This window comes from Pseudomonas sp. P65(2024), assembly GCF_057480955.1.
In genome coordinates, this window is the sequence record NZ_JBLIYX010000003.1 from 422910 (window position 1) to 442351 (window position 19442).

The 19442-nt window shown below is 66.0% G+C and carries 15 protein-coding genes; 3 read left to right on the plus strand and 12 right to left on the minus strand.

Annotated elements, in window-relative coordinates; all coding sequences use genetic code 11:
* Nucleotides 1-2: 2 nt before the first annotated feature.
* From AC25MA_RS07355 to AC25MA_RS07400, 10 genes are read right to left on the minus strand one after another with little or no spacing between them, the layout of a single operon-like run.
* Nucleotides 3-1139 carry a glycosyltransferase family 2 protein gene (locus AC25MA_RS07355; protein ID WP_028689470.1) on the minus strand — a complete coding sequence of 379 codons (1137 nt, stop codon included), beginning with the start codon at nt 1137-1139 and terminating at the stop codon, nt 3-5.
* Entirely contained in the window at nt 1132-2097 is a 966-nt protein-coding gene (locus AC25MA_RS07360) for a glycosyltransferase family 2 protein (RefSeq protein ID WP_486971906.1), read from the minus strand. The genes AC25MA_RS07355 and AC25MA_RS07360 overlap by 8 nt, the downstream gene beginning before the upstream one ends.
* Nucleotides 2094-3464 (minus strand): O-antigen ligase family protein, encoded by a 1371-nt coding sequence (locus AC25MA_RS07365; RefSeq protein ID WP_247284461.1) that lies wholly within the window; start codon nt 3462-3464, stop codon nt 2094-2096. Before AC25MA_RS07365 ends, AC25MA_RS07360 begins: the two co-directional genes overlap by 4 nt.
* Nucleotides 3461-4639 carry a glycosyltransferase family 4 protein gene (locus AC25MA_RS07370; RefSeq protein WP_028689473.1) on the minus strand — a complete coding sequence of 393 codons (1179 nt, stop codon included), beginning with the start codon at nt 4637-4639 and terminating at the stop codon, nt 3461-3463. The genes AC25MA_RS07365 and AC25MA_RS07370 overlap by 4 nt, the downstream gene beginning before the upstream one ends.
* A complete protein-coding gene (locus AC25MA_RS07375) occupies nt 4636-6210 on the minus strand; it encodes a GumC family protein (RefSeq protein WP_486971907.1) in 1575 nt (524 codons plus the stop codon). Before AC25MA_RS07375 ends, AC25MA_RS07370 begins: the two co-directional genes overlap by 4 nt.
* Before the next feature lie 14 nt (nt 6211-6224).
* Nucleotides 6225-7244 (minus strand): polysaccharide biosynthesis/export family protein, encoded by a 1020-nt coding sequence (locus tag AC25MA_RS07380; protein WP_028689475.1) that lies wholly within the window; start codon nt 7242-7244, stop codon nt 6225-6227.
* A 22-nt stretch (nt 7245-7266) separates the two neighbouring features.
* Nucleotides 7267-7914, minus strand: a complete 648-nt coding sequence (locus tag AC25MA_RS07385) for a CpsD/CapB family tyrosine-protein kinase (protein ID WP_028689476.1) — start codon at nt 7912-7914, stop codon at nt 7267-7269.
* Between the two features lies 1 nt (nt 7915).
* Nucleotides 7916-8662: a sugar transferase gene (locus AC25MA_RS07390; protein ID WP_028689477.1), complete on the minus strand. Its 747-nt coding sequence runs from the start codon at nt 8660-8662 to the stop codon at nt 7916-7918.
* The gene (locus AC25MA_RS07395; protein WP_028689478.1) at nt 8659-9723 is read right to left on the minus strand and encodes an NAD-dependent epimerase; all 1065 of its coding nucleotides are present in this window, start codon (nt 9721-9723) and stop codon (nt 8659-8661) included. Before AC25MA_RS07395 ends, AC25MA_RS07390 begins: the two co-directional genes overlap by 4 nt.
* On the minus strand, nt 9720-11069 hold the full coding sequence (locus tag AC25MA_RS07400; RefSeq protein WP_028689479.1) for a UDP-glucose dehydrogenase family protein: 1350 nt from the start codon (nt 11067-11069) through the stop codon (nt 9720-9722). The genes AC25MA_RS07395 and AC25MA_RS07400 overlap by 4 nt, the downstream gene beginning before the upstream one ends.
* 384 nt (nt 11070-11453) lie before the next feature.
* On the opposite strand from AC25MA_RS07400, the gene AC25MA_RS07405 reads away from it, so the two are divergent.
* Nucleotides 11454-13163 carry a sulfatase-like hydrolase/transferase gene (locus AC25MA_RS07405; RefSeq protein ID WP_028689480.1) on the plus strand — a complete coding sequence of 570 codons (1710 nt, stop codon included), beginning with the start codon at nt 11454-11456 and terminating at the stop codon, nt 13161-13163.
* A 2-nt stretch (nt 13164-13165) separates the two neighbouring features.
* Here AC25MA_RS07405 and AC25MA_RS07410 read toward each other — a convergent pair whose 3' ends face one another.
* Nucleotides 13166-15412, minus strand: coding sequence for a TonB-dependent receptor (locus AC25MA_RS07410; protein WP_486971908.1), 2247 nt, complete (start codon nt 15410-15412; stop codon nt 13166-13168).
* A gap of 107 nt (nt 15413-15519) precedes the next feature.
* Nucleotides 15520-16464, minus strand: coding sequence for a LysR substrate-binding domain-containing protein (locus tag AC25MA_RS07415; protein ID WP_028689482.1), 945 nt, complete (start codon nt 16462-16464; stop codon nt 15520-15522).
* A gap of 146 nt (nt 16465-16610) precedes the next feature.
* On the opposite strand from AC25MA_RS07415, the gene AC25MA_RS07420 reads away from it, so the two are divergent.
* Both AC25MA_RS07420 and AC25MA_RS07425 read left to right on the plus strand, forming a co-directional pair.
* Nucleotides 16611-17987, plus strand: coding sequence for an L-serine ammonia-lyase (locus tag AC25MA_RS07420; RefSeq protein ID WP_069017670.1), 1377 nt, complete (start codon nt 16611-16613; stop codon nt 17985-17987).
* Between the two features lie 117 nt (nt 17988-18104).
* Nucleotides 18105-19412, plus strand: coding sequence for a serine/threonine transporter (locus AC25MA_RS07425; protein ID WP_028689484.1), 1308 nt, complete (start codon nt 18105-18107; stop codon nt 19410-19412).
* The last annotated feature ends 30 nt before the right edge of the window (nt 19413-19442 follow it).

Consider the following 19442-nt stretch of genomic DNA (forward strand, 5'->3'; position numbering starts at 1 on the left):
GCTCATCGATTCTGGTCGGGGTTCCATTGGCTGTAGCTGTGCCCGCGCAGGAACTGCCACAGGCCCACGCTCATGCCGGCGAGGGTGACCAGCACGAAGGCGGCCAGGCGGAACGGGCGTGGCAACCGGCGGCGGGCGTCGAGCAGGCCGGCGATGGCGGCGGCATAGCCGAGCAGCTGCAGGGCCAGGGTCAGGCGGTAGAAACCGGGTTCGATGGCCAGCCACAGGTTGGCCAAGAGCAGCGGCAACAGCAGTACCGGGGCCAGGCGGCGGACCAGCTTGTGGCTGATCAGCGCGATGGCGTACAGGCCGTGGCGAGCCGGATTGAGCAGTTCGCGGCGCGCGGCCAGGCTCAACAGGCCACCGACGGTGACCCGCTGGCGGCGACGGAACTGCTTGTCGGCCTCGTCCACGCCCTGGTCCAGTACCACCGCCTCGGGCACGTAGACGATGCGCAACCCCGCGGCCGGGGCGCAGGTGCTGATGAAAAAGTCGTCGTTGACCTGCTTGGGAATCGGTTGATACAGCGTCCGGCGCAGGGCCAGCAGGGCACCGTCGGCCGAGACCATGCAGCCGGTGCGGTTCTCCACCTTGCGCACCCAGGCTTCGTAGTGGCGGTACAGGCTGTCGCCGATGCTCAGGCCCTTGCCCGGGTCGGGGATGATCATGTGCCCGGCGGTACCGCCGACCTGCGCGTCGGCGAACGGCGCCAGCAGCAGGCCGAGGGTATCGGTCGACCATTGGTTGTCGGCGTCGGTGAACACCAGCAGGTCGCCCGTGCACACCTGCACCGCACTGTTCAGCGCCCCGGCCTTGCCCAGCCGCGGCAGGTCCAGCACCTGCACCCGTGAGTCGCCCAGGGCCCGGGCCAGCGCCACGGTGCGGTCGCTGGAGCCGTCGCTGGCCACCACTACCTGCAATTCGGCGGCCGGGTAGTCCTGGCCGAGCACGCTGGCGAGCTTGGCTTCGATATGCCGCTCTTCGTTGTGCGCGGCGATCACCACGCTCACCCGCTGCGCCGGCAACGGCGAATGCGTGCGCCGGGCGAAGAACGGCGCGGCCAGGGTCAGCAGCAGCGGATAGCCGAACCAGGCATACAACGGCAGCAACAGGCATAGCCAGAAGATGAACTCAGCCACGGGCGGGCCTCCTTGCGGTGCGGTTGAACAGGCTGAGGATGAACGCCGCGCCGGCCAGGTGCAGGCGCAGCCAGTGCAAGCCCCAGAGTTGCAGGGTGAGCAGCGGGTCACGGTGCCGGCGGCTCTGGCGCAGGCTCAGGAACAGCGCGGGCAGGGCGCCGACCAGCAGGAAGAACAGGGCCGCATGGGGGAAACCGTCGAGCAGGGCCGACAGGGCTATGGCATCCAGTACCCAGGCCCCCACCGAAAGCAGCGGGAAGCGCAGCAGGCGCAGGCTGACGCCATGGCTGCGCAGCAGTTGCAGGTGGCTGCCCTGGCGCCACATTTCCTTGCCCAGCCATTCGCGCCAGTTGGCCTCGTAGCCCCAGTGCAGCACCGCGGGCTGGCGCAGCACCCGCAGGCGGGCGCCGGACTCGTGCAGGCGCAGGGTGAAATCCTTGTCTTCGCCGGTGCGCAGGCGCTCGTCGAAACCGCCGATCTGGTCGAACCAGCTGCGGCGCATCAGCAGGTTGGGGGTGGGCAGCCAGGTGCAGTCCTGCACCGTCTGCCCGGTGCGCAGGGTACGCCGTTGCCAGGCCTGGGCGAACCACGGGGCTTGGCGCGGGGTGTCGCAGTCCAGGGCGAAGACATCGCCTTCGCCGCGGCGCTGCAGGTCCAGCAGCAGGTCGAGCCAGTGCTCGGGCACCTCGATGTCGGCGTCGAGGAAGGCCAGCCATTCGCCGTGGCTGGCGGCTACGCCGGCGTTGCGCAGGGCGCCGATGGCCACCCCGGGCAGGCTCAGCACCTGGGCACCGTGCTCGCGGGCGATCCGCGGGCCGTCGTCACTGGAGCCGTTGTCCACCACGATCAGCTCGCAGGCCAGGCCCGCCGCGCTGGCCGAGCGCCGGGCGGCATCCAGGGTGCGGCCGATATGGCGGGCCTCGTTGAACATCGGGATGACGATGCTCACCCGGCTCATCGGGCCACCTCCACCGGCTGTTGTTCACGGGCCTGGCCCAGCAGCACGCTGGACAGTGCCAACATCAGCCACAGGTACTTGTGGCTGGGGGCGCTGAGGAACATCAGGAACAGGCCGATGGCCAGCATGCTCATGGTCAGGTGGGTCATCAGGTCGGCGCGGTCCGGGTCGCCGGCGGCGCGGAAGGCGGCGCGGGCCCGCCAGAAGTTGCGCAAGGCCAGGGCGATCATGCCGACGAACAGCAGGCCCGCCGGCAGGCCGACCTCGCTGAACAGCTCCAGGTAGGTGTTGTGGGCGCGGCGGTAGAGGTCGGTGGTCTTGCTGTTGACCGGGGCGAAGGCCTTGGAGAAGCCGGTGTCGGCGTAATGCAGCGGGAAGGTGCCGGGCCCGGTGCCGAGCAGCGGGCTGTGGCTGATCATTTCCTTGCCCACCACCAGGTAGGAGGCGCGCCGACCCAGCGATTCGTCCTGGTGCGCGTTGACCCCCGACTTGAGCAGCATCAGCGACTGAATGCGGTCGGCGTAGCCTGCCGGCATCAGGGCCACGCCCAGGGGCAGGACGATGGCCAGGCCGAGCATGGCGAAGCCCAGGTGGCGCGGACGGATGCAGGTCAGTTGTTCACGGTAGTTGTACAGCATCATGCCCAGGCTGATCAGCAGCACCACCAGCCCCGAGCGCGATTCGGTCTTGGTCATGCCCACTAGCAGCAACAGGCAGCAGCCGGCCCAGAACAGCTTGACCGGGATCTGCCGGGCCTTGATCGCCAGCCACAACCCCAGCGGCATGGCGATGGTGATCAGCAGGGCGAAGGCGTTGGGATCGAGCATGGCCGAGGCGCGGCCCTGCTCCTGGTACTTGGTGGAGAAGATCGCGAACAGGCAGGTCACGCACACGCTGACGGTGATCAGCCGGGCCAGCATCGGCAGGTTGAGGTCGCGGCCGACCAGCAGGGTGATGACGAACACCACCAGGCCCACCAGCAGCTCGCGCAGGTGTCCGCCCGACAGGGCCAGGTCGTCGCTGGTCCACAGGCTTAGCAGGTACAGGGCCATGAACGGCAGCAGCAGGCGCCACTGGTTGCTGCGCAGGCGCTCGCCGGGCAACTGGCGCACCGCCAGTTGCAGGCTGAGGATCAGCACCAGGCCGATGCCCACCAGCTTGGCGCCGGACACCAGGCCGTCCTTGAGCAGCCCCTCCAGCGGCACCAGGGTGGCGATCGCCAGCAGGCCCCAGGCCGGCTTGCGGTACAGCACCAGCACGCCGGCCAGGCCGATCACGCCGCCGGGGGCCAGGTACGGGTAGGGGCTGGCCAGCAGCCCCAGGCTCAGCAGGGCCACCAGGGCCACCAGCGACAGGGGAATGATCATGCGACAACCTCCTCGGCCGTGCCCCGGTACACCAGGGCCCAGCGTTGTGCCAGGGTCGGCAGGTGGTAGCGTTCGCGTTGCGTGCGGCGGGCGCCGGCGACCAGCTCGGTGGCCTGCGCAGGATCCTGCAGCAGGGCCTCGAGGTGCGCGCCGAGCTCGGTGCTGGCCATGGGCGCGGCCAGCAGGCCGTTGCGACCGTGCTCGATGACATCGGGGATGCCGCCGACGCCGAAGGCCACCACCGGCACGCCATCCTGCATGGCCTCGAGCAGGATCATCGGCGTGCCTTCGGTGCGCGAGCTGATGACCAGGGCGTCCAGGCGCTTCATCCAGGCGCGCATGTCGCGCTGGAAGCCCGGCAGGGTGATGCGCGCGGTGAGGCCGGCGGCGTCGATGCGGGCCTGCAGGGTGTCGCGCTCGGGGCCTTCGCCGAGCATCACGGCATGGACCTGTGGGTGGCGCTGGCACACCGGGATCAGGGTGTCGAGGAACAGGTCGGGGCCTTTTTCGCTCGACAGGCGGCCGACATAGGCGGCGAGCCAGGGTTTTCTATCGCCTTGGCGAGGAGCAGACGTGGGAGCAGGCTTGCCCCGCGATTCACTGTTGTGTTCGGCATCGCCATCGCGGGGCAAGCCCGCTCCCACGCCTGCGGTCAGGTCAACCTCCTGGTGCTCGGGCAACCCGTTGGGAATCACCCGCAACTTGGCCTCGGGTACGCCGGCATCGCGATGGATGCGGGCGATGCTCTCGGCCACGCACACCACCGTGTCCACCGTCGGCGTGCGGCACAGTTGCAGGCTTAGCCAGGTATAGAAGCGCTGCTTGCGGCTGCGCGGGGTGAAACCATGCTGGGTACTGACCATCGGCAGGCGCCACAGGGTGGCGCCGATCCAGCCGAACAGCTGGCCCTTGAAGTTGTGGCTGTTCACCAACGGACGTTGCCCGCGCTGCGCGCCGAGTACCTTGAGCACCGCCCCCAGCCCCTGGCAGGTGTCGCACTCGACACCGGCTTCGCGAAAGCGCGCCACCAGCTCCGCCGGGGCATCGAGGAACAGCACCCGATGCTGGCCGGGGGTGGCCTGGCAGTGGTCCAGGAGCATGCGCTCGGCGCCGTAGAATCCGCCACTGCCGAGCAGGTGCAGGATCGGCCGGCCGGCGTGCAGCGCGGCGTTCAATTGCGCACCCAGTGCCACAGGCGTGGCAGCGACCAGCTTTTGTGCGGGTTGGGCAGCGCCGGGGCCTGGTCGTTGATCACCAGCAGCACCGGCAGGCCCAGCTCGTGGCTGATCTGCGCCGGATGCTTGAAGCGGTGGTCGAAGAACTCCCTGACGTAGACCACGGCGATCGCCAGCAGCAGGCCGGTGATCAGGCCGAACGGAATGATCAGGCCAGGTTTCGGGAAGCTTGCCGCGGTAGGTTCATAGGGGGCGCTGAGGATCCGCGCGTTGGACTGGCTGCCGTCGAGCAGGCCCTGGCCACGGCTTTCCTCGTAACGCTGGGCGTAGGTGGAGAAGGCCTTGTGCAGGGCATCGATCTCGGTATCCAGCTGGCGGGTCTTGCTCTGGGTCTCGCGCAGCTGGAGGATGCGCTTGCTGTAGTCGGCGATGCGCTGGGTCTTCTGCTCGATCACCTGCTGGGTCACCGCCAGGTCCTGCTGGCGCTCACGGATGCGGTTCTCGACGATCTTGAGGAACTGCGCGCGCAACTGGGCGATCTGCTGGCGGGCCATGACCATCTGGTCGGAGCCCGGCTGGAACACCGTGGCGTCGCCGTTGTAGCGGGCCAACTGAGTGGTCAGTTGCTCACCGAGTTGCTTGATCTCGCGGTCCTCGAAGGCGATGTTGTCGACCGTGGTGGTGAAGGTGTAGGGGAAGGCGTAGTCGGCCATCTTCGCCTTGTTGGCCGCGGCCAGGCTGCTTTGCAGGTAGTCGAGCCACTTCTGGTTCTGCAACTGGCGGTCACGTTGCAGGTTGAGCGCCTGCTCCTCGGTGTTGATGGCATTGAGGCGGAAGGTGATCTCTTCCTTGGGGTCCGACGAGCCGATGGCGGTCAGCAGCCCCAGGCGCTGGCTTTCCAGGTCGCCCAGCCGTGCCTGGTAGTGCAGTTTCTTCTGCTCGTAGAACGCTTCGGGCAATTCGTTGGACTGCAGGTCCTGGCGGTTGGTCAGGAAGTTTTCCAGCAGGCGGCTGACGAACAGCGTGCCCAGCTTCGGATCGTTGGCGCCGTAGGTGATGGAGATCACGTTGGAGCCGGGCAGGGTCTCGACCTTGAGGTCCTTGACCGCCTGGTCGGTGAGGGTCTCGAGCTGGGTGTCGCGGTCATCGGCGACGGTGTTGCCGAACAGCCGGTGCAGCGGGTCGAGCACCGCGTGGCGCAGCGGGTCGAGCACGGTACGGCGCAGCAGGCCGGGCTCGTCCGGGTAATGGCCTTCCTTGCGCAGCTCGCCGATGGTCTGGCGGATCAGGGTCGGCGAGCGCAGGATGTTGCTCTCGGTCTCCATGTCGGCCAGCGACGGCGGGATGAACTGATCGGCCTGCTGGCTGAGCGCCGAGGTGGTGTCGCTCTGCGAAAGCTTCTTGGACTGCACGATGACTTCGGCGGTGATGTCGTAGCTCTGCTTGAGCACCAGCGGCAACAGCACGGCGATCACCGCGAACACCAGGAACACCCGTTTCACCAACTGGCGGTTGGCAAAGAAGATGCGGAAGAACTCATGCACATAGTTTTCTTTGGGTTGCGTGGTCATGGTCCGTCCCCCGGTCAGTCGTTGCTTTCTTTGTTGTCGACGCGGTAGCTGAAGCTGAAACCGAAGCCCTGGAACAGCACCACGTCGGCCAGTTGCCGGGACAGCTCGGCGGCGCTGGCCAGCTTGGTCTTGGGCACGTAGAGCATGTCCTCTGGCTGCAGGTAGGCGAGCTTCTGGCTGCCGCCGGACAGCGCCTGGTCGACGTCGTAGTTGACTGCGTGCACGGTGTTGCCTTCACGGCGCATGATCACCACCGAACCGAGCTTGGCCTTGAGGGTCGGGCCGCGGGCCAGGGTCAGGGCCTCGAGCACCGATACCGGGCGGCGGATCTGGAAGGCGCCGGGTTGGCCGACTTCACCGAGTACGTAGATCTCGTTGGCGGCGGTGGACTTGAGCAGTACGTCCACGCTCATGCGCCCGGGCAGTGTGGCGTAGCGCTCGTTGAGGTAGTCACGCAGCTGGTTGACGGTCATGCCCTGCAGCGGCACCGAGCCAATTTCCGGGAAAGTGGCGCGGCCGTCGTTGCCCACGGTGATGTCGCGGCTCATGCCGGTGCCGGGGTGGTTGAGGGCGTTCTTCAGGTTGACCTCGTCGGTCATCGGGCTGATCACCCGCACGGTGACCTGGTCACGGTTGGGCTTGAACACCCGCTTGTCCTGGTAGGCCTGGCGGATGGCGCTCTCGGCCTCGCCGGGGGTCATGCCCTCGACGCGCACCGCGGCGTTGGTGCTGGGCAGGGTGATGGTGCCGTCAGGCTGCACCAGTTGGTTGCCGTTCAGACCGCTGGCGGCCATGAAGTTGAGGTCCAGGGTGTCACCGGACTGGATGCGGTAGACCCCGGCCGAGCGGTTGCTGACATGGAAGATCACCTCCAGCACGTCCTGCGGGCGCAATACCTGTTCGCGGCGGGCGACTTCGGTGGCCTGGCTCTCGGCCGGTGGCGCGGTGAGGATCTGCACCGGCATCTGGCGGTCTTCCTGGCTGGCGCAGCCGGCCAGGGCCAGCACGCACAGGGCTATCGATGGGTATCTCATGGCGTTCATCCTGTGCGGCCTCTCAGAGATTTTCGTACAGCCACTTGGGCATGTAGTACTTGCGTTTGTTGAACACGCTGCCGATCAATCGCGCGCCGGCCTGGGTCAGGCGCTGGCTGGCCGCCTGGGCGACCTCCCAGCGGGTCTCCTCGGCGCATACCACCAGGATCACGCCGTCGACCAGGGTGCCGATCACCAGGCTGTCGGCACTGGCGTAGATGGCTTCGCCGTCGATCACCACGAAGCGGTACTGGTTGCTCAGCTGGTGCAGCAGTACGCGCAACTGCTCGTGGTCGAGGCGGTCGCGGCCGCGTTTCCAGGTGCCCACCGGCAGCACGTCGAACGGCTGGTCGGACAGGCGCACGATGCAGTCCTGGGCCAGCGGCGGGGTGTCCTGGTTGAACAGCAGGTCGCTGTAGCCGCGCAGCTTGCCCAGGCCCAGTTGCTGGCTGAGGCCGCCGGGGCTGAGGCTGGCGTCGATCAGCAGCACGTTGCCCGCGCTCATCAATGCCAGTTGGCTGGCGAAGGCCAGGGCGCTGGTGCTGGTGCCGCTGCCGGTGTTGGCCGCGGTCAGCAGCAGGGTGCGCTGGTCGAGGTCGAGCACGGTGGCGGTCAGGTTGGTCTCGCTTGGGGTAGCGATCGTCAGGCTTCTCGAGGATGAACCGTCCATCTCAGCTTGCTCCGTGGCCAGTGAAGACTTTGAACGGGGTCTTGAGCAGGATCTTCAGGTCCAGCATCAGGCTCTGTTCGTTGATGTAGCTCAGGTCCAGCTCTACGCGTTGGTCGAAGTCGATGTTGCTGCGCCCGGAGATCTGCCACAGGCCGGTCATGCCCGGGTAGATCGACAGCCGTGCCAGGTGGTTGTCGTGGTAGCGGTAGGCGTTGAATGACGTGGGGCGCGGGCCGACCAGGCGCATGTCACCGGTGACCACGTTGATCAGGTTGGGCAGCTCGTCCAGGCTGCTGCGCCGCAGCCAGCCGCCCACCGAGGTGATGCGCGGGTCCTTGTCGATCTTGAAATCGATGGATTCGGCGCCGTGCTTGTTCAGGTGGCGCAGCGAGTCCTTGAGCGCCTCGGCGTTGGCCACCATGGTGCGGAACTTGTACATGCCGAAGGCGCGGCCACGGTAGCCGGTGCGTTTCTGCACGAAGAACACCGGACCCTTGCTGGATAGCTTGATCAGCAGCGCCAGCACCAGGAACACCGGCGACAGCAGCAGCAGCAGGGTCAGCGCGGCCAGGCACGACAGCACGCGGTTGGTGCGCGACAGCGTCCAGGGCCGGCCTCCGGCGCGACCGGTGATCCAGCCACGACCCTGCATGTGGATGGCGGCATCGATGCGCTGGCGGTGCGCCGGATCCATGCGTTTGTCCTGATACAGCGCCTGCAGTTGCGCGCTCTTGGGTTGCCCTGTCATACCGCCCTCCGTTTATCTGGCTGCTCGCCCAGGGGCGCCGCTTCGCTGGCGGCGGGCGAGTGGTAGCTCTTGAACCAGGCGACAAAGCGCCCGAGCCCTTCATCAAGGCCTATCTGTGGGGTGAAACCGGTGACCCTGGCCAGCGCGCTGGCGTCGGCGCAGGTGGCCAGCACATCGCCTGGCTGCAGCGGCAGCAGCTCGATCACCGCGTTGCGCTGCAGGTGTTTTTCCAGCAGGGCCAGGTAGTCGAGCAGCTCCACCGGGCGCTGCCCGCCGATGTTGTACAGGCGCCAGGGCGCGTGGCTGCTGGCCGGGTCCGGGGCGAACGCGTCCCACTGCGGGTCGGCGACCGGGGGCAGGGGGATCAGCCGCACCAGGCTTTCGACGATGTCGTCGATGTAGGTGAAGTCGCGCTGGTGACGGCCATGGTTGAACAGCTGGATCGGCCGGCCTTCGCTGATCGCCTTGGCGAACTGCATCGGCGACATGTCCGGGCGGCCCCAGGGGCCGTACACGGTGAAGAAGCGCAGGCCGCTGCAGGGAATGCCATAAAGGTGGCTGTAGCTGTGGGCCATGGCCTCGTTGGCCTTCTTGGTGGCGGCATACAGCGACAGCGGGTGGTCCACTGGGTCCTCCACCCGATAGGGCGTCTGCTGGTTGGCCCCATAGACCGAGCTGGAGGAGGCGTACAGCAGGTGCTTGACCGGGTGGCGGCGGCAACCTTCGAGAATGTTGAGAAAACCGGCCAGGTTGCTGTCCAGGTAGGCCTGAGGGTTCTGCAGCGAGTAGCGCACGCCGGCCTGGGCCGCCAGGTGCACCACCACCTCCGGGCGCTCGCTGGCGAACAGCCGGGCCATGCCGTCGCGGTCGCCCAGGTCCAGGCAGTGCAGCGGAAAGTCGCCGACAGTCTGCCGTACCCAGTGCACGCGGGCGTGTTTGAGCGCCGGCTCGTAGTAGTCGTTGAAGTTGTCCAGGCCCACCACCTGGTGCCCCTCGAGCAGCAGCTGGCGGCAGGTGTGGGCGCCGATGAAACCGGCCGCGCCGGTCACCAGCACCTTCATGGCGCGTCCGCCTGCGGGGCGATTTGGCGCAGGCCGATGCCGCTGTAGTGCAGGCCGTGGGCGGCGACCTGCTCGGGGTTGTACAGGTTGCGGCCATCGACGATCACCCGCTCGCGCAGCTTGCTGGCCAGCATCGAAAAATCGACCACGCGGAAGTTCTTCCACTCGGTGCAGATCACCAGGGCGTCGGCGTCCTGCAAGGTGTCGTCGCGGGTGGCGCACAGTTGCAGGTCGTCCCGGTAGCCGTACAGGCGCCGGCATTCATCCATGGCCTCGGGGTCGTAGGCGCGCACCGTGGCGCCTTCGGCCCACAGGGCTTCCATCAGGTAACGGCTGGGGGCCTCGCGCATGTCGTCGGTGTTGGGCTTGAAGGCCAGGCCCCACAGGGCAATGGATTTACCGGCCAGGCCAGCCAGGCGCTGCTTGAGCTTGGCGAACAGGATGCGCCGCTGTTGATCGTTGACCTCGTGGACGCTTTGCAGCAGACGCAACGGCATGCCGCTGTGGGCAGCGGTGTGTAGCAGGGCCTTGATGTCCTTGGGGAAGCATGAACCGCCGAAACCGCAGCCCGGATAGATGAAGTGGTAGCCGATGCGCGGGTCGGAGCCGATGCCGCGCCGCACCGCCTCGATATCGGCGCCCAGGTGTTCGCTGAGGTTGGCCAGCTCGTTCATGAAGCTGATGCGGGTGGCGAGCATGGCGTTGGCGGCGTACTTGGTCAGCTCGGCGCTACGGTTGTCCATGAACATCAGTTTTTCGTGGTTGCGGCAGAACGGCGCGTACAGTTCCGCCAGCTGCTCATGGGCCACTTCGTCGAGGGTGCCGACGATGATCCGGTCCGGGCGCATGCAGTCGGCCAGGGCGCTGCCTTCCTTGAGGAACTCGGGGTTGGACACCACGCGCGCGTGCAACTGGCTTTTGCCCAGGCGCTGCAGTTCGTCGCGGGCCAGGGCCATGACCTGATCGGCGGTGCCCACCGGCACGGTGGACTTGATGATCAGGGTATGGTCGGTCTCCATCAGCGCGGCGATCTGCCGGGTGACGTTGAGCACGTGGCTGAGGTCGGCCGAGCCGTCCTCGTCGGGCGGCGTGCCGACGGCGATGAAGATCAGCTCGGCGTGGCTGACCGCGTCGCTGGCCTGGGTGCTGAACAGCAGGCGGCCTTCCCTGATGTTGTCCTCGAGCAGGTCCGACAGACCCGGCTCGCTGATCGGCGGCACGCCCTGGCGCAACTGGTTGATCTTGTGGGTATCGACATCCACGCACAGGACCCTGTGACCGACGTCCGCCAGGGCTGCTGCCTGTACCAGTCCGACATAACCGGTGCCAAAAACGCTCACGTCCATGCGCGGTGCCTCGTATGGATGAGTAAGGGAGATGAAACAGTGGTGTGAATTGGGTATAGCTCAGCCCGGTGGAATTGCGTCAAAGCAATGGCATGTTTCGTCGAATTTACAGACCCTGGTGAAACGGGCGATCTGCCACCAACCCGTTGCCAATCCGTGTGTTAGCGCGCATAGCTAGTGGCAATTGGCCGTTCGATGAACCGATGAACGGTTCAATGCAGCGGAATAAGCGGGTTTCAGGCGATAGAGAGAATCAACAGCAACTTGCGTTAGGTGCCAGATTCCGGTGTCGGTATGTCGTCGGAATTTTGACTTTTTTGCGTTGTGGTTTGTTTCACAGCTGCTACGGTTTGAGAAGATTTCCATGACTGGAGTGGCCGAAACATGCGCGGATGGATCAAGCTCTTGCTGTTGCTCGTCTATCTGGCCAGCTTTCATGCCTATTACCGCGAACGCATAGAAGCGCTGGGTATTGGCCTGCCCCTTGTGCTGTACCTGGGGGTGTTCGCGCTGTTGGCGCTGGCCCTGCTGCTGACGGCGTTCACCCGCCCCGGCTGGTTGCGCTGGGCGCTGGCGCTGGCGTTTACAATCAGCGCGATCTTTCTCGACGCTTATAACCGCATCACCGACGCCTATCTGACCTATAGCGCATTCGTGTCCATGGTCTATGCCGGCGCTTTCGTCCAGGAGGCCCTGCAGCAATACCACTACGCAATTACCCTGGCCGCGGCGCGAGCGCTGTTGCTGCTGTTTGGCCTTGGCTTGCGTCCGGGGCCGACCCCGTGGTTGCCAAGGTTGTTGCCACCCGTGGCGCCGGTGCTGGGCCTGCTGGTACTGATCGCCATCCTGTTCGTGCGCGCCGGCGAGGGCGCACGGGGTCTGCCGGTGATGTACACGCCGCTGGCCTACCTGAGCCTGTTCGGCTACGAGACCCTGCACGACCATGTCGGGCCGCGCCAGCCAGTGAGTCTGGCCCAGTCGGGGCCGGCGATGGCGCGGGATATCGTGCTGCTGATCGACGAGAGCATCTCGGGTAACTACCTGGACCTGAACACTCCGGCCGGGGTCACCAGCCACCTGGCCCAGGCCCAGCCGGGCGTTTCCATCGTCAACTTCGGCTATGCCGCGTCCATCGCCAACTGCAGCGCCGACACCAACGTCACCCTGCGCTACGGTGGCACCCGCGGTGATTACCTGCGCATCAACTCGACCCAGCCGTCGATCTGGCAGTACGCCAAACGCGCGGGCCTGGGAACGGTGTACATCGATGGCCAGCGCACGGGCGGCAACCTGCAGAACCTGATGACCGAGACCGAGAAGCGCGATATCGACCAGTTCATCCAGTTTGACGACACCCCCGTGGTGCAACGCGACATGGCGGCGCTGGAGCGGCTGGTGGCGCTGCTCAAGGACGGCAAGCCGCAGCTGATCGTGGTGAACAAGGTCGGCGCCCACTTCCCGGTGCACGACAAGTACCCGGACGACTTCCTCAAGTATCAGCCGGCCTTGCCACGGGGGCGCTACGTCGATATCGCCGACACTGGCACCCGCGATGGCTTCGATGGCCGGGCCCAGGACTGGGTGCTGTACCGCAATGCCTACCAGAACACCGTGTTGTGGAATGTCGGCGAGTTCTTCCGCCGGCTGTTCGCCGAGGGCGACCTCAGCCAGGCCGTGGTGCTCTATACCTCAGATCACGGCCAGGATTTGCATGAGCGCGGCAACCCCGGCCTGAACACCCATTGCGACAGCGATCCGGTACCCGAAGAAGGCCTGGTGCCGTTGGTGGTGATCCAGGGCGAGGGCCTGCGCACGCTGGACTGGCAGGCTCACCTGCCGGCCAACCGCAACGCCTCCAGCCATTACAACCTGTTCCCCACGCTGCTCAAGCTGATGGGCTATGACGGCACGGCCGTGAGCGCGCTCTACGGCCGTTCGCTGGACATGCCGACGGATGACCCGTTTACCTTCAACGTGCGCTTCAATGCGCGGTTGGGGGCCAAGCCGGACTTTCGCCATATCGACCTCGGGCAGGTGGTCACGCCCGCCAGTGTCCTGGCGGGGCAGCCGATGCCGGTGGGCAAGGCTGACTAGGATCAGAAGTCGATGCTGGCGGAGACCTGCACCGTGCGTGGCGCCCCCAGCCCCAGGCTGGTGAGCAGCGGCATGCCCCAGTAGGCCTTGTTGGTCACGTTCTCCACCGTGCCACGGAAGGTCACAGGATGGTCGGCCACCTGCAACCGGTAGCGGGCACCGACGTCATATATCGTGTAGCCGGGGATCGACTGGCTGTTATCGTCGCTGATGTACTGCTTCGATACGGCGGTGGCATTGGCGGTCAGGGTCAGGCCATCGAGCAGCGGGGTGTCCCATTCCACACCCAGCTTGCCCTGCAGTTTCGGCTGGCCGGTGGCGGTCTTGCCTTCCTCGGCGGGATTCTCGGCCTTGGTCACCTTGGGGTCCAGGCGAGCCACGCCGCCCATCAGGCGGACATCGCTCAGCGGGGTACCGAAGAAGCTCCATTCGAGGCCGCGATTACGTTGTTCGCCACCGAAGGAGAACACTTTGGTCACCGGGTCAGTGAAGCTGCTGGGGCGTTCGATCTGGTACAGGCTCAGGGTGTGGGCGAAGTCGCCGAGGTCGAGCTTGATGCCGACTTCCCTCTGCTTGGACTTGTAGGGGGCGAACACCTGCCCTGCGTTGGGCGCGGTAATCGGGGCGATGGCACCCTTGCTCAGGCCTTCGATGTAGTTGGCGTACAGCGACACTTCGTCGGTGAGCTTGATCAGCACCGCCGCTGCCGGCGTCGTGGCGCTTTCGTTGTAGCGCGTGGTGTGCGCGCCGGTGCTGACGTTGAAACTGTCGCTCAGCACCTGCTGGCGGCGCACGCCCAGGGTGAATTGCAGGCGCTCGTCGAGGAACGACAGGGTGTCGGCCACTCCGTAGCTGCTCAGGCGCGACTCGGTATGGGCGATGGCTGGGTAGCTCCTGGCGGCCTCCGGTCCCCAGACCGGGTGGTAGATATTGTTGATCCACTCGGCCCCCGGGACGTTGCGCCGGCCATAGTCGCGTTGCTTGTCGGAGTAGTGCGTGGCGTTGAGCGACCACTGATGGCCCACGCCGAAGGTGTCGAAATGGCCGCGCACGCCGGCTTCTCCCGAGGTCTTCTTCAGGTCGATCTTCAACTGGCCCATGTTCGTCTCCATATCCCCGGCGGTGTTGAACACTTCGGCGAGCATGGTGCCGCTGTAGGCATAGTCGGTCTTGCTGGTGCCGGCCGCGGCATAGGCCGTGAGGTTGTCGTTGAGGTCATATTCGCCGCGCACGATCACGCCCTTGTCGCGGGTCTGGACGAAGCCCCAGTCCGGGTTGAGCAGGGTCTCGGACTTAGGCGGCCTGGGCACCGGCACGCCCGCGGCCAGGCCGATGCCGCGGTTCTGGCCCCTGACCCGGTCCTCGCTTTCGTACAGGTCGGCGGACAGGCGCGCCCGCTCGCCGCGCCAGTCGAGGCCCAGGGCATTGAGCTCGGCCTTCATCCGCTGATGGTCGGTTGCTGTATCACCGTCGCGATAGACGCTGTTGAAGCGCACGCCGAACTGCTGCTGCTCACCGAAGCGGCGGCCGACGTCGAGGTGACCGCCGAACTGTGCGTCGGACATGTAGGTGGTGGTGATCCGCGTCAAAGATTCGGCACCCGCGCGCTTGGGCACCAGGTTGATGCTGCCGGCCACCGAGCCGCCCGGCGGCATGCCGTTGAGCAGGGCGGAGGGCCCTTTGAGCACTTCGATGCGCTCGTACATCTCCGGCGAGATCCGGTAGTAGGGCGCCATGCCGTACAGGCCGCCGATGCTCACATCGCTGATGTTGGAGTTGAAGCCACGGATCGAGTAGTTCTCGCTGTAGGTACCCTTCAGGCCGTTGCTGAACACGGCGGGATCGGTCGCGGCAATCACGTCGGTGATGGTCTGCGCCTGGGTGTCCTGGATGTATTGGTCGGTGTAGCTGATGGTGCTGAACGGCGTCTCCATGAAGTCCTTGTTGCCCAACAGGCCGACCCGTCCGCCCGAGGCCACCTGGCCGCCGGCATAGGCGGGGGGCAATGCGCTCGGGGCGTCGAGGTTGCCCTCGACCCGGGTCTCGGTCAGCTCCAGGCTGCCATTGGTCTGGCCCTGTTGGGTCTTTTCCACTGCCTCGGCCTGCTCCACGGTCTGCGCCGCGGTCACGCCCATGGACACGCCGCCCAAGCCGAGGAGCAAGGCCATGTGCACGGCGGTGAAGGTGCGATTGAGGTCGAAGTGGGGCACAGCCGGCTGCTGCACCGGGCTGACACGCTGTTGCGACATGCTGGAGTCCTTTCGATTCGCAAGTGAGTGAAGGCATTCACTAGGGATTCCGAATCAGAAGGGAAAAACCTCAATGAAAATCATTGGCATTTGTCGCGTGTCGACGATTACCCCGGGAGTGCCAAGGGATGCAGGGCGCGGAATCCCAACGCTTCTTCCACCAACCAGTCATGCACCGCCCGCGCGCCAGGCTGGCTCAGCCCGCCCGGCGGATACAGCAGTACATAGCGCTTGTGGTTGGCGATCGGCACCCCGAACGGCACGATCAGCGCGCCGCGCTCCAGCTCGTCGTTGAGCAGGGTGCGTCGGGCGATGGCCACGCCGACACCGGCAATGGCCGCTTCGATGGTCAGGTGGTTGCGGTTGAAGGTGTGCCCACGACGCACATCCAGCCCGCCAGCGCCGATACCGTCAAGGTAGAACTCCCATTCGGCGTACTCCGAGCTGCCACGCCAGGCGGTGATGTCGTGCAGCAGCGGGTAGTGAGCCAGGTCCGCCGGCCCGTGCAGGGGCGGGCGGCCGCGCAGCAGGGCAGGTGAGCAGACCGGGAAGATCTGCTCATCCAGCAGCGGGGTGGAGAGCATGCCCGGGTAGCTGCCGTCATTGAGGTCGATAGCCAGGTCGAAGTCTTCCGGGTGCAACGCCTGGTTGCTGTCCTCGGCCACCAGGCGCAGTTCGATATCCGGGTAGCGCTGCTGGAAGCGCGGCAGGCGCGGTGTCAGCCACTTGGCCAGGAACGACGGGATCGAGCGCAGGCGCAGGGTGCCGCGGATTTCGCCGGCATCCAGGCGCAGCAGCTCGGCCTCGATGCTGCCGTAGGCCTCGGCCACGGTCTGCGCCAGGCGCTGGCCTTCGGCCGACAGCTCGACGCCGCGGGCGCGGCGCAGGAACAGGCGAAAGCCCAGGCGCTCCTCGAGCTGGCGCATCTGCTGGCTGACCGCGCCGGGGGTGATGTGCAGCTCCTCGGCGCAGCGGGTGAACGACAGGTGCCGCGCCGCACAGGAGAACACGTGCAGCCAGACGAACACCTGGCCGTTGAGTGGGCCTTTCATCGTTTAGTCCTGCTAAAGGCTTGTGTAGGAAGTTTCGTTGGTCAAGCTGGCATGAGCGCGGCAGTATCGCGCAACTTGGCAATAACGCTCAAATTTTCCAGAGAGCCGTGGCACATCGTAAACGGTTGTCACGGCCAGGCATTAGCATGGCTATCAGTGTTTTCGACCTTTTCAAGATTGGCATCGGCCCATCCAGCTCCCACACCGTCGGCCCCATGCGCGCGGCGGCGACCTTCGCCCAGGCCTTGCGTGAGCGCGGCCTGCTGGCCCAGGTGCGGCGGGTCGAGGTGCGTCTCTACGGCTCGCTGTCGGCCACCGGTGTCGGTCACGCCACGGACCGTGCCTGCCTGCTGGGGTTGATGGGCCAGTGGCCGGATCGCATTGATCCCCACAGTATCGAGCCACGCATCGACCAACTGATGCAGGAGCGGTGCCTGATGCTCGATGGCAGCCAGCCGATCGAGTTCCAGTACAGCCGTGACATGCGCCTGCTCGACGAGAGCCTGGCCTATCACCCCAACGCGATGACCCTGGAGAGCTTCGACGGGCAGGGCAGCCAGTTCAGCCAGACCTACTTTTCCGTGGGTGGCGGCTTCATTGTCGAGGCAAGCGAGATCGACGCCCCGCAGGACGGTGCCAGCCAGGTCGCCTTGCCTTACGAATTCTCCAGCGGCGCCGAGTTGCTGGCCCTGTGCAAGGCCCACAACCTGAGTGTCAGCCAGTTGATGCTGGCCAACGAATGCGCCTGGCGTCCGCAAAGCGAGGTGCGCGAAGGCCTGCTGAAGATCTGGGCGGCCATGGGCGAGTGCGTCGACAACGGTCTGCGCAACGAAGGCATCCTCCCGGGCGGGCTGAAGGTCAAGCGCCGGGCGGCGCGCCTGCACCGCAGCTTGCAGGAGGTCGGCAAGCCCAACGTGATCGGTTCGACCCTCAGCGCCATGGAGTGGGTCAACCTGTTCGCCCTGGCGGTCAACGAAGAGAACGCCGCCGGCGGGCGCATGGTCACCGCGCCCACCAACGGCGCGGCCGGGATCATTCCGGCGGTGCTGCACTACTACATGAAGTTCAATCCCGGCGCCTGTGACGACGACGTGGTGGCGTTCCTCCTGGCCGCCGCCGCGGTGGGCATCCTGTGCAAGAAGAACGCCTCGATTTCCGGTGCCGAAGTGGGCTGCCAGGGCGAGGTGGGCTCGGCCTGTTCGATGGCCGCCGCAGGCCTGGCCGAGGTACTTGGTGCCACGCCGCCGCAGCTGGAGAACGCGGCCGAGATCGCCCTTGAACACAACCTCGGACTGACCTGCGACCCGGTTGGCGGGCTGGTGCAGATCCCCTGCATCGAGCGCAACGCGATCGCCGCGGTGAAGGCAATCAACGCCGTGCAGATGGCCCTGCGCGGTGACGGCGAGCATTTCATCTCCCTCGATCGGGTGATTCGCACCATGCGTGACACTGGCGCGGACATGCACGCCAACTACAAGGAAACCTCCCGCGGCGGCCTGGCCGTCGCGTTCGTCGAGTGCTGACACACAAGCGCTTTCCTGGGCGGGACGGCTTCGTGAGAGCGGGCTGTTCCCACAATCCTGATTGAACCTGCAACACCCGCTGTACCTGCGACAAAAACAACTACAAGGCGATACCCAATGACTGATGTACAAAGCACCGCGAGCGTTCGTGCGGATTCGGCTGCCCTGGCTTCGACCAGCGGCTCGACCACCTGGAACCGCCACGACACCACCTGGGCCCTGGGCCTGTATGGCACGGCGATCGGCGCCGGCACCCTGTTCCTGCCGATCAATGCCGGGGTCGGCGGTTTCTGGCCGCTGCTGATCCTGGCGCTGCTGGCGTTCCCCATGACCTTCTTCGCCCACCGGGCGCTGACTCGCTTCGTGCTGTCCGGGCGCAAGGGCGGCAACGAGGACATCACCGAGGTGGTGGAGGAGCACTTCGGCGTCGGTGCCGGCAAGCTCATCACCTTGCTGTACTTCTTCGCGATCTTCCCGATCCTGCTGGTCTACAGCGTGGCGCTGACCAACACCCTGACCAGCTTCTTCGAACACCAGCTGCACATCGGCGCGCCGCCACGGGCGCTGCTGGCCTTGCTGCTGATCTGCGGGCTGATGATCGTGGTGCGCTGCGGTCAGCAGATCATCGTCAAGGCCATGAGCCTGCTGGTGTATCCCTTCGTCGCCTCGTTGCTGTTGCTGGCCCTGAGCCTGATTCCCAACTGGAACGGCGCATTCTTCGCCCAGGCCAACGAAGGCATCAGCGCCTCCAAGCTACTGCTGACCCTGTGGCTGGCGATCCCGGTGATGGTGTTCTCGTTCAACCACTCGCCGATCATCTCGGCGTTCGCCGTCGACCAGAAGCACCGTTATGGTGTTGACGCCGACCGCAAGAGCGGCCGCACCCTGGCCACCGCTCACGTGATGATGGTGCTGACGGTGATGTTCTTCTGCTTCAGCTGCGTGCTGGCGCTGAGCCCGGGCGACCTGGCCGCGGCCAAGGCGCAGAACATTTCGATCCTGTCGTACCTGGCCAACCACTTCCAGACCCCGGTGATTGCCTTCGTCGCGCCGCTGATCGCGCTGGTGGCGATCACCAAGTCGTTCCTAGGCCACTACATCGGCGCCAGCGAGGGCTTCCAGGGCATGATCGTCAAGAGCCTGCGCGGACGCGGCAAGACCTGGCCGGCCAAGCGTCTGGAGCGCGTCACGGCGTTGTTCATGCTGCTGACCTGCTGGGCGGTGGCGACCCTGAACCCGAGCATCCTCGGGCTGATCGAGAGCCTGGGTGGGCCGGTGATCGCCTGCTTGCTGTTCCTGATGCCGATGTATGCGGTGCAGAAGGTACCGGCGTTGCGCCAGCACTCGGGCAAGCTGTCGAATGTGTTCGTAGTAGTGATCGGGCTGATCACGCTGTCGGCGATCGTTTACAGCTTCATGGCCTGACCGATGATCGCGGGGCCAGCCCGCTCCCAC

What these genes read in the sequence shown, in the direction of transcription:
- AC25MA_RS07365 (WP_247284461.1), bottom strand. Translation starts at nt 3,464, where the DNA reads ATGATCATTCCCCTGTCGCTGGTGGCCCTGGTGGCCCTGCTGAGCCTG.
- AC25MA_RS07400 (WP_028689479.1), bottom strand. Translation starts at nt 11,069, where the DNA reads ATGGACGTGAGCGTTTTTGGCACCGGTTATGTCGGACTGGTACAGGCA.
- AC25MA_RS07410 (WP_486971908.1), bottom strand. Translation starts at nt 15,412, where the DNA reads ATGTCGCAACAGCGTGTCAGCCCGGTGCAGCAGCCGGCTGTGCCCCAC.
- AC25MA_RS07380 (WP_028689475.1), bottom strand. Translation starts at nt 7,244, where the DNA reads ATGAGATACCCATCGATAGCCCTGTGCGTGCTGGCCCTGGCCGGCTGC.
- AC25MA_RS07420 (WP_069017670.1), top strand. Translation starts at nt 16,611, where the DNA reads ATGGCTATCAGTGTTTTCGACCTTTTCAAGATTGGCATCGGCCCATCC.
- AC25MA_RS07425 (WP_028689484.1), top strand. Translation starts at nt 18,105, where the DNA reads ATGACTGATGTACAAAGCACCGCGAGCGTTCGTGCGGATTCGGCTGCC.
- AC25MA_RS07405 (WP_028689480.1), top strand. Translation starts at nt 11,454, where the DNA reads ATGCGCGGATGGATCAAGCTCTTGCTGTTGCTCGTCTATCTGGCCAGC.
- AC25MA_RS07390 (WP_028689477.1), bottom strand. Translation starts at nt 8,662, where the DNA reads ATGACAGGGCAACCCAAGAGCGCGCAACTGCAGGCGCTGTATCAGGAC.
- AC25MA_RS07360 (WP_486971906.1), bottom strand. Translation starts at nt 2,097, where the DNA reads ATGAGCCGGGTGAGCATCGTCATCCCGATGTTCAACGAGGCCCGCCAT.
- AC25MA_RS07395 (WP_028689478.1), bottom strand. Translation starts at nt 9,723, where the DNA reads ATGAAGGTGCTGGTGACCGGCGCGGCCGGTTTCATCGGCGCCCACACC.
- AC25MA_RS07385 (WP_028689476.1), bottom strand. Translation starts at nt 7,914, where the DNA reads ATGGACGGTTCATCCTCGAGAAGCCTGACGATCGCTACCCCAAGCGAG.
- AC25MA_RS07415 (WP_028689482.1), bottom strand. Translation starts at nt 16,464, where the DNA reads ATGAAAGGCCCACTCAACGGCCAGGTGTTCGTCTGGCTGCACGTGTTC.
- AC25MA_RS07375 (WP_486971907.1), bottom strand. Translation starts at nt 6,210, where the DNA reads ATGACCACGCAACCCAAAGAAAACTATGTGCATGAGTTCTTCCGCATC.